The following is a 12328-nucleotide window of genomic DNA, read 5'->3' on the forward strand; positions in this document are numbered from 1 at the left end:
TTTCGTAGCCTCTGTTTGCGCAGGCACAGCAAGCAAGAAAAATAATAATAGTAACGCACTATGATATTCGCTTTCCTTTTATTTAAGACACCAGCTAATAAGCAATTATCAAAGGTGAAGCACAGCATTTATTCAATGACATCTTCAAACTTTGTCACTAGCAGCTGAGTGATTTTGAGATTATCGGTCGCGATAATCTCAAAACGATAATTGGCATACTCGACGCTGTCTGTTTTTTTAGGAATTTTACGTAGCATATACATCATAAAGCCGCTGATGGTTTCGTAATTTTGGCTATGCGGTAAATTGACCATGCCCAATGAGCGAATCACATCTTCAATGGGTGTCATGCCATCAATCAGCCAAGAGTTGTCTGTGCGCTGGACAATCGGCTGCTCCTCTAAGGTTACCAGCTCGCCCATAACGATGCTCATCACATCTTTGAGGGTAATAACACCAACGACCAACGCGTACTCATTTACAATGACGGCAAAATCTGCACCCGTTGATTTAAACGTTTCAAGCACTTCAAATAACGATAAGGTATCGGGAATAAACAGGGCAGGTTTTAGCAACGCTTTGCCCGTTAGACAAACTTCTTGCTGCTCAAGTACGGAAGCTAAAAAGCTGCGTGATTCTACATAACCAATGATATGTTCTAAATCATCGTCGTTACAGACCAAGAATTTATTATGCGGCTGCTTAATCATGACCTCAACCACCTGTTCGGTACTGGCTTTGGTATCGAAATAAACAATATGTTCACGTGGATTCATCACTGAGGTGACGGTACGCTCCTGCATATCGAAGATGTTGGCTATTAGATGATGTTCTTGCTTTTTAAGTACGCCAGCTTCAGCACCCGCATCCATGACGGCATAAATGTCTTCTGGCGTCATATCGTCTTGACGTACAGTTGAGATGCCCAACAACTCAAAGATGACGTTTGCTGCCCCATCAAATATCCAGATAACGGGTTTGAATATAAAAATCAATAGCATCATTGGTCGTACGAGGCGTATAGCGATAGTCTCAGTGTTGGACATTGCCAGCCGTCTGGGCATCAAATCGGCGAGTAAAGAGAATAAGCTGGTAATCAAAACGAAGGATATAACCGATGATGCTGCTTCATTATTAACCAAAAGCTGTAAGTATGGGCTAATTGCTGACTCACCCACGGCACCCGCTGAAATAGCGACTGCGTTTAAAACCACTTGTACAACAGTGATAAAGCTACCAGGGTGCTCTTGCATTTTAAGGACGTCAAATGCTCGAACATCGCCTTCTTTTGCGATGATTTGCAGCTTAATTTTGCGCGCTGCTGCGATTGCAATCTCGGCAGCTGATACAAAGGCGCTTAAGGCAAGCAATAAAAGGAGAAAGATACTAGCGGTTAGCAAACTCATGAAGTACTCGGATAGAAATAGATAGGATAGATTAGGATAGATAAGGCAGATCAATTGAAAATAATGGTTGGAAGGTTTTAAAACAAAAGAATTTTTATGTTGAGAAGTTATTTATGCACAAAAACTAAAAAAGCTGGGCAAGCACCCAGCTAATGATAAAACAGTTTGATTATATTATATAAAAACTTAAATTTATCAAACCATTAAAAAAGCTCTCTAAAAGGTTGTTGATGATAAATTTAGCTTCAAGGCTTAGCCTTTTATTGACCACTTATTGACCAGCGGATAACGGCGCTCACGACCAAAAGCTTTATGACTAATCTTGGTGCCAATCGGTGCTTGTGAGCGTTTATATTCGCTACCATCGACCATCTGGATAACCTTAGCGACCAAATCAGCATCGAAGCCTTTATCCACAATATCTTGATAACCCATATCTTCATCGATATATGACATTAAGATACCGTCTAGCACATCATAATCAGGCAAGCTGTCTTGGTCTTTTTGATCAGGGCGCAGCTCAGCGGATGGCGGACGAGTAATGACGCGCTCAGGAATAACAGGCGTGTCCTCTAAACGATTGCGATAGCTGGCTAATTTATAAACTTGTGACTTATACACGTCTTTTAAGACGTCAAAGCCGCCAGCCATATCACCATATAAGGTTGAGTAGCCAACGGCTAGCTCTGATTTATTGCCAGTCGTGATAACCAAATGACCAAATTTGTTGGATAGCGCCATTAGTACGACACCGCGCGCGCGTGCTTGGATGTTTTCTTCCGTGGTATCAGCAGGCGACTTGTTAAACAGTGGCGCAAGGGTATGACGGATCCCTTCGACCGCATCGAAAATAGGGCAAACGGTATAAGAGACATTTAAGCGTCGTGCTTGTGCTTGCGCGTCTTCTAGACTGATTTGTGAGGTATATTCGTACGGCATCATGACCGCGTAAACCTTATCAGCGCCCAATGCATCGACAGCGATACATAATGTTAAAGCTGAATCAATGCCGCCCGATAAGCCAATGATGATGCCAGTAAATCCTGAAAGATTGACATAATCACGCAAACCGACGACCAAAGCTTGATACATCTCTGATTCACGGCTCAATGACAATGGTGCTTTGGTTTGTGTATCGAATTTTGCTGTCTTCACATCATAGGTTGCCAGCAGCAATTGATTCATAAAGCGTGAGGCTTCATGCGCGACACTACCGTCTGCTTGAATCGCCATAGAACCACCGTCAAATACCAAATCATCTTGACCGCCCACGGCATTGAGATAAATAATCGGTAAGTTATTTTCGCGGCTACGTTTGGCGAGCATCGTTTTACGATTGTCTTGTTTTTCAATCTCAAACGGTGAGGCGTTTAAGCTCACAATAAGATCAGCGCCTTGCTTTTTAAGCTCCGCAATAGGACCTTTTTCCCATAAATCTTCACAGATAAGCAGACCAATGGTCATGCCTTTATAGTCAAATAAGACTTGATTGCGACCTTTGTCAAAGTAACGGCGCTCATCAAACACGCCATAGTTTGGCAAGATTTGTTTATGATAAAAACCTTTTTGATGACCGTTATGTAAAATAGCTGCCGAGTTAAACGTTCCATGATGATCGACATGCGGATAGCCAACAATCATCACGATATCATCGATATCACTTAGTGACGATAACGCGCTTTTGATACGACCTGATAAGCTTGGGCGTAATAGTAAATCTTGCGGCGGATAGCCTAATAGTCCTAGCTCCGGAAAGATAATTACATCGGCACCTTGCTCGCGTGCCTGTAGCGCTAATGTACGCATTTTTTCGGCATTGGCTTTGATATCGCCCACTAAAAAGTGTGATTGTGCTAAAGCAAAAGTAACGCTATCTTTTGGTTTAGAAGCCTTGTTGGCTACATTAGAAGAAGTAAGGTTGGGGTTGTCAGAGTCTTTTGTCGTGTCTTTTGACATTGTTATTGTTCCTATCAATAGGTTGTTTAAATTTGTTGAATCCGTCTTGGTTTCAAATAAAACCAAATCAAAGTATTTTTCCGAAATCGACGCAAAATATGAATTTTCAATCATTCACTCAAAATACGATGCTTTAATATTGAATCGATATAATGAGTGCAACGCTTGTATAGGCATGAATGTCATGCTTATTTGTAATACCAACATAGGTAGCGCTGCTCTGAAAGTTAGATATTACTATCGTCTAGAGTAGGCTAACCAACGAGGATTGTGAGAAATAATTTTAAAAATGCTAAAGGCTTATTAAGATAAAAATAAATAAAGCCAAGCCAACGTAGCGGCATTTAAAAGTTTAAATTAATTGCTTTAGTATAACATCAATTGCCGCTACTAATAGAACCGGCCAGTGATTTAGCTGGCTAGATATCGGATCTAAAAACGACTAAAAAAGCAATGGCTGGCTAGGCTTTTGGTCAGATAATGCTATTTTACGATTATTGATAGTTAACCTCTTTAGAGGTAGAGGCGACATAAAGAAAGTTGTAAGTAAAGATTACAACATAGCCTTATTTATTTGGGCTATTTTGTTGCATACTATGATAGTAAATCAACTACATTCGAAGCAAAAATTTACCCGAACCTGTACTATTTAAAACTTTCGCTAATGGATAAAAATTACGGACCTCGTCGGTAATTGATGTGACCCATTTATAAGCTTTACAGTAGAGCCATATTAGGTTGCTGCTGTCCGCCCTTGGTTTATACAATATGATTGAAAACTGGACAAAAGAATTTATTATTCAGCGCTTGCTGGCGATTACCTTATTAATCGTGCTGTTCGTGTTGTGTTTCCAAGTCGTACAGTTTTTTATTGTACCGGCATTGTGGGCGGCGATTTTGGCATATGTCACCTTTCCTATCTATAATTTTTTTCATCAAAGAGTCAGATTTAGTTCAAATTTGAGCGCGGCTATTATGACCGTAAGCATCTCTTTAATGATAGGTGTGCCTTTGGTGGTCGGTATATTCATCTTGCAGCAAGAAGCGTTAAGCCTAATTAGCAATTTAATCTATCGTATTAAAGTAGGGTATTTGGATGTGCCTGACTCTATCAAAGACTTGCCATTTATAGGGCAGCAAGTCAAAGACATCCTATGGAGAATCAATAAAAATCCCGATGGGACGCTAGAGGCCTTTCGTCTTTGGGTGCAGTCACATTTATACTATGGCAAAGTCGCGTTTGATGTGGTGTTTGGTGGTTTTGCTAAGCTTGGTATGGCACTTATGACGATATTTTTCTTTTACCGTGATGGTACCAGCTTGATTCGACAAATCCGCCAAGCATTACGTAATATTATCGGTAATCGTATCGATGGTTATATTGACTCTGTTGGTACGACTACGCGTGCGGTAGTCTATGGTATTGGTCTGACTGCATTGGCTCAGGCAATGCTAGCTGGTATAGGCTATTATTTTGCGGGTGCACCAAGTCCTATTTTGCTGACGATATTGACTTTTATCATCGCCTTAATCCCATTTGGCACACCATTCGTTTGGGGCGGCGTATCGATTTTTCTGCTTAGCCAAGGACATACCGTTGAAGGTATTGGCTTGGCGCTATGGGGCATCCTAGTGATTAGCTGGGTTGATAACCTCATCCGTCCTATCGTCATTAGTGGTGCCACCAAAATTCCTTTTATCATTATCTTTATTGGTGTACTGGGCGGCTTGACAGCTTTTGGCTTTGTGGGTTTATTCATTGGTCCTGTGGTGTTAGCAATCGGTCTTGCCGTATGGCGTGAATGGATATCGCAGCATAAGAATGAGTTGTTTGCTCAGCAAGAAGTGATGTTAGCTGATGGTCAAAATCTACTCAAAACTAATGAACAGAATCAAAAAACAGCTGACTAACAATGACGTAATAAACGATCAGTTAGAATATTGCTTTTAATAAATAAATTACCAGTAAATATAGATGATATAAAAAAGCCTATATCAATAGAAAGGCTTACCACTATTAAATGAAACGGTTGTGAATACTATGGAAAACAGGGTAGATACTATTAAAAATATCACGATTGTGGCTGATAGTAATATCGCAAACCTTGATGATTTTTTTAATGCTTCGACACTTGGACAGGATGCTGAGCGGCAGGTGAAGGTAATTCGTGTTGTTGGACGTGACATCAATGCGGAATTGTTGGCAGAATATCAGCCAGATGTGTTGTTGATACGCTCTGTGACCCCAGTAGGGGAGGCATTATTAGCTGATAATCATAGTGTGAAGTTTGTCGGTTCTGCGACTATCGGTACCGATCATGTTGATCAAGATTATTTGGCGACACGCAACATCACTTTTGCCAATGCTGCTGGTTGTAGCAAGCATTCAGTCGCGCAATATGTATTGAGCGCGATCTTAACCTTGCGTCCGCAGTATTGGGCGCAATCCATGCCGCCATTAACATTGGGTATCATCGGGCTTGGTAATATTGGTAGCACGCTTGCTCAGTATGCCAGTGATTTGGGCTGGCGAGTATTGGGTTATGATCCATTGTTAGCGACGTCCGATATCAACAACGCCAGCCTTGAGCAGGTGTTGAGCCAAAGTGACGTGGTTAGTTTGCATGTGCCTTTAACAGATAAAAAAGGTGAGGATAAAGCCAGCAACGGCAGCGATTATCCAACGCACCATCTCATCAATGCAAAATCTTTGGCAATGATGTCGCCGCATACCATGCTGATTAATAGTGCACGCGGACCGGTAATTGATGCAAGTGACCTTGTAGCGGATATCGATCATACTGGGCGGCAAGTGGTGCTTGATGTGTTTGAATACGAGCCGCAGGTGTCTGAGGCTTTATTATCTAAGCTTGCGATTGCCACACCGCATATCGCAGGTTATACAGTTGAAGGTAAGCTGCGCGGCACGCAAATCATTTATGATGCCCTATGTGAAAAATTAGCAGTAATACCCACTCAATCTATGCATGATTTATTACCGCTCAATATGTTCTTATGGTCTGAGCTCAAGGCGCATCCAGATAGACTGATAAAATTTTATGACATTAGGCAAGATGATGCTTCATTAAGAAATAAAGTAGCTGATGGGCAAGTAAATGGCGCTGACTTTGATCAATTGCGCCGTGACTATCACTTACGCCGTGAATGGCAATCTTAAAAGTTAAGTATCATCATTTAAACCCCTGTTTTTAGGATTCATGAGGCACAGTAGATAGTAATGAGCCAAGCAATTAATCAGCCTTTCTCTGAACCCAGCTATGCCCCAACCATGACCTTGGCGATGGCGCAGCAGCGGGCGCAATTCATAAACGCTATCCGTCAGTTTTTTACCAATCGGCAAGTGCTAGAAGTGCAGACGCCGCTCCTATCGCAAGCAGGTAATACCGATACCTTTTTGCAGTCAGTTGCGGCGCAAGTCACCTATCAAGATAAACCTTGTACTTATTATCTTCACACCTCGCCTGAATTTGCCATGAAGCGTTTACTGGCCAGTTGGCAAGTACCTATTTATCAGATTTGTCCCGTTTTTCGCGATAACGAGATAGGCATACGGCACAATATTGAATTCACTATGCTTGAATGGTATCAGCCGAGTTATAGCTTAGATGATATGGCCGCTGAACTTAGTGAATTGTTAGAGACGCTTTATGGTCATTCGGTGGTGATGAATCATTATCGTTACGTTGATGCCTTTATGGACTTTGTTGGTATTCATCCGCTGACAGCTAGTCTAGCTGCACTGCAAGCGGTGGCAGAAGACAAGGGTTTGTTAGGTTTTGATTTTAATAATGCGGAAAGCTGCGCAAATGATAGCGAACAAGACCGTCGCCAAAGCTGGTTGGATTTACTATTTAGCCATGCGGTCGAGCCGAATCTGGGTCACGACTTGCCGACGTTGATTATCGAATATCCGCCAGCGACGGCTGCACTAGCAAAGACGGCTTTTGACAAAGACGGTAATAAAATTGCCGAGCGTTTTGAGCTCTATATCAATGGCATTGAGATTGCCAATGCCTATGACGAGCTGGCAGATGGACAAGCGTTAAGAAAGCGTTTTGAGCAGGACAATGAATTGCGTCAGCGCCACGATTTACCACAAATGCCTATCGATGAGCATCTATTAGCCGCGTCTGATGACTTGATACCTTGTAGCGGTATTGCGGTTGGTATAGATAGATTGTTCATGGTTATAACAGGTGCAAAGAGCTTAGAAAAGGTGATTCCGTTTCCTAGCGGCTTAGCTTAGTCGCTTATTTGATAGTCTATGATAAAACTAAAGCGAGTAAGCCGAAATGCTTACTCGCTTTTTTTCTTTAACCCTTATGAAGATTGGCTTTATTATAATTTTGCGACAGCCTCATCAATGGCCGTCTCACCATTTTGCATACTAAATACTTTCTTAATGGTGTTATCGCTATTTAATACAGCAGCTAGCGTGGTGGCAACATCTTCAATCGAGTTTTCACCGGCTTCATCATCATTGATGGTGATTTTGCCAGTAGATGCGCGTTCTTTTAACGCCCCTGCTTGGACGATGGTGTAGTCAAGGCTGCTATTATTGACCAACCACTGATCAGCATAGTGCTTACAGATATAGTATTCTTTTAAATCAGCAATATCCGGGTTGTTCCATTTGCTGGTATCTAATGAAAAGACTGTGCTTAGCATAATGTAGCGCTTGATACCTTTATCTTGGACTGCTTGCATGGTTTTAACCGCACCATGTAAGTCAACCTCTAAGACATCCTTACCGCCAGAACCGGCGACAAAATACACAGCATCGATATCTTTATCAATTTGGCTTTGAATAGCGTCTTTTTCGGCGGTGATGTCTAAATCTAACTGGCTATAATTATCGTCATCAAATAATTTTTCTTCCTGACGGGTAGTACCGATGACTTGATGATCATCTGCTAATAATTGCTTAACCAAATCAGACCCTACACGACCACTTGCGCCAATCACTAAAATATTCATAATCATTCCTATTGTTGTATGTGTTCGCTTTATAGTATAAAACTGAAAATAGCGTAACAACAATAACTGGTATGCTCCGTTATGATGCGTGCAGATTGCATAGTGTTTGGTTATAGAATGTATAGCGTTTGCAAGGAAGCCCAGAGTGTATAGTCAGGTTAAAATGAAAGAAATACGTTTATAACAACGTGCTACTGCTATTTTTTTTGCTTGCTGTTCGCAGGCGTGACAGAGGCTACAAAAAATTCATACCAGTAACACTGTACCTTTTGTAAATTTTCTCAACTATTTAAGAAAATATAGAAAAGTTAAGCTGCAAAATTAGTGGCTATAAAAACTAACGAACCAAACGATTGAGACCATCAGCAAAAGCTTTTTTATCACGGTCGCCATAAGGTTTTTGCCCGCTCATTTCTTGCAGCTCAAGCACGCCGGTACCGCGCATGGTGTCCATAAAATCACGCATATTGAGCTTTTGCTTAATATTGTTTTTATCATAGACCATACCACGGGTCGTCAAGACCATGCCGCCTTTGTCTAAAATATCATTGGCCAAAGGAATGTCGCTGGTGATAGCGAGGTCGCCTGGTTGTATTTGTTCGACGATATAGTCATCGGCTTTATCAAAGCCAGACGGCACCACTGTCATGACGAGCAGTGGTGACTTACGCAGCTTAATCGGCTGATTGGCGACGAATATCGCCATCGTTTGCGTGCGCTCAGCGGTTTTGATGATCAAGTCTTTGGCAATTAATGGCACCGAGTCGGCATCTACCCAAATCTGCATTATTTCTGAGCCTTATTTACTTTTGCTTTAGCGTCTACGGCACTATCTGTTTGGCTATCTTCTATGCTTAGCTTGGTATCTTCTAAGGTTTTATCAGTAACAGTAATAACCTTATTATCTACAATAGCCGCTGGTTTTTTATCAAGACCAACTTTATTGGGCAATACGGCAACAAGCTTTGCTAAAGCGGGTTCTAAATCTGCCACATCATTGGGCATCAAGGTAATATGCGCAATTTTGCGGTCGTCACGCTCAGCCTTGTGGTAGCTATGATAGTGTGCGCCGTCAATATTGAGCACCGCACTGATATCAGGATACTGCCCCAACACATTGACCATAATCGCTGGATGGACATTGTCGGTATCGCCTAATGGTAAATTTACCACGGCACGAATATGGTTTTCAAATTGGCTGGTGACAGCGCCCTCAATACTCCAGTGCCCAGAGTTGTGCACACGCGGGGCAATCTCGTTGGCAAGTAACGCGTCATTACCACGAGCGTCTTTGGTCACAAATAACTCAAGTGCCATCACGCCGACATAGCCTAAATGATTCATGACGGTAGTAATCGCGTCGGTTGCTTGCTTGAATAAATGGCTAGTACCAACAGCAGGCGCTTGAGTTTTGGCCAAAATACCATGATGATGATGGTTTTCGACCAAATCATAACAGCGTACCTGACCGTTTTGTGCTCGTGCGGCGATAATAGAAACCTCACGGCTAAAGTTAATAAAACCTTCTGCAATCAATGGGGCAGGCGTTGCGGTAAGAGAGCCTTTACCACTAACGGCATCTTTGAGGTCTTGCCAAGCCGCTTTGATATCACTGTCTTGTTTAATAACAAATTGACCTTTACCGTCGTAACCGCCGCGACTAGTTTTCAAGACGATAGGCAGTCCCAATTCATCACACGCTTGCTTTAATTCGGCTTCAGAATTAACTTCCATAAAGGGCACAGTTGCAATATCAAGCGTATTAAACATCTGCTTTTCTTTTAAGCGATCTTGTGCGATATCAAGGGCGATCGGTGGCGGAAACATCCCTTGCTTGCTACCGGATTTCGATAGGCTTGCCAGTTGCTCAACCGTCGTAGTCGGCGTGTTTTCAAATTCTAAAGTAAAGACGTCGGCAGCCGCAATAAATGCTTCTAATTGCTCACTGCTAAAAACACGGCCGTATAGGCTGGCAGGGCAATCAGCGCTGTCTTCTAAAAAAACGCATTGATAGCCTAACGGCATGGCTGCTTCGGCAAGCATCATACCAAGCTGACCACCGCCTAAAATACCGATAGTACGAATGGTTTGGGTAACAGGATAAGCGTTCGCTGTAGTCATGGCAGGCTCTTTGAGTTAAAAATGAATAGGGTTTTTGGGATATAAAAATCTAACAATTAATTTATTAAAATAGGAAAAGGTGCAATGTATGCACCTTATATTTATTACCACTCATCTAAAAATAATGCTTAAGTTGAAAACTTGTATATTCAAACAATGGTCATTAGAGATAAAGACGGCTACTATTCACTTTAATGCAGCAAATGATCATTAGTTATTAATAATACCTGGTGTTGGGCTAGCAAGGATGGTGTCAGTTTGCGATAGACGTAGATGATCGAGCTTACTAGCAATCGACTCATCATGCAAAGCTAACACTTGTATCGCAAGCAGAGCAGCATTATACGCGCCTGCGGCACCAATTGCTAAAGTGCCAACGGCAACGCCTTTAGGCATCTGTACGATAGACAGTAGACTATCCCAACCACTGAGCATCGATGATTTTACAGGGACACCAAAGACAGGCAGCGGTGTTTGACTGGCACACATACCGGGAAGATGAGCGGCTCCGCCTGCACCAGCGATGATCACTTGCAAGCCGTTACCTTTGGCGCTTTTGGCATAGTCAAACAATCTGTCAGGGGTACGATGTGCCGAGACCACTTCACAATCAAAAGCGATATCAAAATCTGCTAGCAATTGCGCTGCGGCGCTCATGGTCGCCCAATCCGATTGTGAGCCCATGATAATGCCAACTTTTGGTTGACCAGCAGGGGAGGTGATAGGGCTGTCTTGATCAATCGCGTTAACCGTAGCTGATGTGGTGCTCATGCTTTGATATCCTCAAAAAGACCATCATACAAAAGTTTTGCTGCATTCGTAAAGCCAAGTTTGCTGTTTAATATCGAAGGGGGATTGATAACGATGATATTGCTTAGCTGTATTACCGCCTTAATCGTGCAGGTGTTGTACAAAATTACTGGCTTTTAATGGCAGTGGCTGTTCGGTATCGAGCTGATAGCAGGTCATATAACCACTATCTACCGCTGCTGAATAATCGGTACAAACGACTTGCGGACTCAGTGGTTCAGGTTCTCCTGTTAGCCAATAATGACCAACGAACACTGGTTTATCAGTTTTAAGAGCGAAGTCGATATTTTCAGCCAGTACGTCACTTGGAATTTGTGCCAAGGCTGATGCAGGCGCACGAGCAACTTCATGAATAGTGCGTTTATTCAGCTCGTCAAGCCACCAGCGTACCCGTACTCGCGTGCGTTTAGTACCTTCTTTATCGATCATCACAATACCCTCAGGTAGCGGTACTTCTACGCCTTTTAATACTCGCTCTAGCGCGTCAAATGGCGCGGTATCTTCTTTAGACGTGGCTATTAACCCCTGCAGCGTTAGGCAATTATCGTCAGTCAATAGCGGCTTTAGTACCGCCATACTATCCACATCCCAGCAGGCATGCACAAAGCAAGCGTAGTCTGTTTCAATCCATAGTGGGATTTCATATAACCGCTGTAGCCAATACTGATGGCTCTCTGAACCAAACGGCACTTCTGCCAAAAATGCTTCATGTTGACGTATATGTATTTCATTATGTGAGCGTAAATACTGGGTATGATCACTAGGATCAAGGGTAGCAAATGCCAACGCATTATATTCATGATTGCCCATTACCGCATCAGCCACGTCCGCATCAAGCATGGCAAAGACGGTCTCTAACGTCGCTACTTGCTGCGAGCCACGGTCAATTAAATCACCAATAAATAGCGCCCGATGACCTGATGGCGGCACAAAATGCTGACCATTATGAACATAGCCTAATTGTTTTAGCAGACCGACTAGCTTGTCTGCATAACCATGAATATCACCGATAACATCTATAATCATAATAAATCATC

10 protein-coding genes are annotated in these 12328 nt (G+C 42.5%); 3 read left to right on the top strand and 7 right to left on the bottom strand.

Translation table 11 applies throughout. The annotated features are described in order from the left end of the window. Positions 1–128: 128 nt before the first annotated feature. A complete protein-coding gene (locus DABAL43B_RS01745) occupies positions 129–1406 on the bottom strand; it encodes a hemolysin family protein (protein ID WP_079690796.1) in 1278 nt (425 codons plus the stop codon). A gap of 252 nt (positions 1407–1658) precedes the next feature. Then, positions 1659–3362: an NAD+ synthase gene (locus DABAL43B_RS01750; protein ID WP_079690797.1), complete on the bottom strand. Its 1704-nt coding sequence runs from the start codon at positions 3360–3362 to the stop codon at positions 1659–1661. Positions 3363–4130: 768 nt separating this feature from the next. On the opposite strand from DABAL43B_RS01750, the gene DABAL43B_RS01755 reads away from it, so the two are divergent. From DABAL43B_RS01755 to epmA, 3 genes are all read left to right on the top strand, one after another. Then, positions 4131–5273, top strand: a complete 1143-nt coding sequence (locus DABAL43B_RS01755) for an AI-2E family transporter (RefSeq protein ID WP_079690798.1) — start codon at positions 4131–4133, stop codon at positions 5271–5273. Positions 5274–5424: 151 nt separating this feature from the next. Continuing rightward, positions 5425–6540 carry a 4-phosphoerythronate dehydrogenase gene (locus DABAL43B_RS01760; RefSeq protein WP_079692999.1) on the top strand — a complete coding sequence of 372 codons (1116 nt, stop codon included), beginning with the start codon at positions 5425–5427 and terminating at the stop codon, positions 6538–6540. Between the two features lie 60 nt (positions 6541–6600). Further along, on the top strand, positions 6601–7629 hold the full coding sequence (epmA, locus tag DABAL43B_RS01765; RefSeq protein ID WP_079690799.1) for an EF-P lysine aminoacylase EpmA: 1029 nt from the start codon (positions 6601–6603) through the stop codon (positions 7627–7629). A 92-nt stretch (positions 7630–7721) separates the two neighbouring features. Here the strand turns inward: epmA and DABAL43B_RS01770 are convergent, their stop codons facing one another. The 5 genes from DABAL43B_RS01770 to DABAL43B_RS01790 all read right to left on the bottom strand — a co-directional run bounded on the left by DABAL43B_RS01770 (position 7722) and on the right by DABAL43B_RS01790 (position 12317). Beyond that, a complete protein-coding gene (locus DABAL43B_RS01770; protein WP_079690800.1) occupies positions 7722–8360 on the bottom strand; it encodes an NAD(P)H-binding protein in 639 nt (212 codons plus the stop codon). A gap of 337 nt (positions 8361–8697) precedes the next feature. Further along, on the bottom strand, positions 8698–9147 hold the full coding sequence (locus tag DABAL43B_RS01775; protein ID WP_021814375.1) for a YaiI/YqxD family protein: 450 nt from the start codon (positions 9145–9147) through the stop codon (positions 8698–8700). Continuing rightward, positions 9147–10481, bottom strand: a complete 1335-nt coding sequence (locus DABAL43B_RS01780; RefSeq protein ID WP_079690801.1) for a 5-(carboxyamino)imidazole ribonucleotide synthase — start codon at positions 10479–10481, stop codon at positions 9147–9149. Before DABAL43B_RS01780 ends, DABAL43B_RS01775 begins: the two co-directional genes overlap by 1 nt. A gap of 210 nt (positions 10482–10691) precedes the next feature. Next, positions 10692–11252 carry a 5-(carboxyamino)imidazole ribonucleotide mutase gene (gene purE, locus DABAL43B_RS01785; RefSeq protein ID WP_079690802.1) on the bottom strand — a complete coding sequence of 187 codons (561 nt, stop codon included), beginning with the start codon at positions 11250–11252 and terminating at the stop codon, positions 10692–10694. Positions 11253–11372: 120 nt separating this feature from the next. Beyond that, entirely contained in the window at positions 11373–12317 is a 945-nt protein-coding gene (locus DABAL43B_RS01790; RefSeq protein ID WP_079690803.1) for a metallophosphoesterase, read from the bottom strand. Between the last annotated feature and the right edge of the window lie 11 nt (positions 12318–12328).

The sequence above is a fragment of the Psychrobacter sp. DAB_AL43B genome (genome assembly GCF_900168255.1).
Lineage (GTDB): Bacteria > Pseudomonadota > Gammaproteobacteria > Pseudomonadales > Moraxellaceae > Psychrobacter.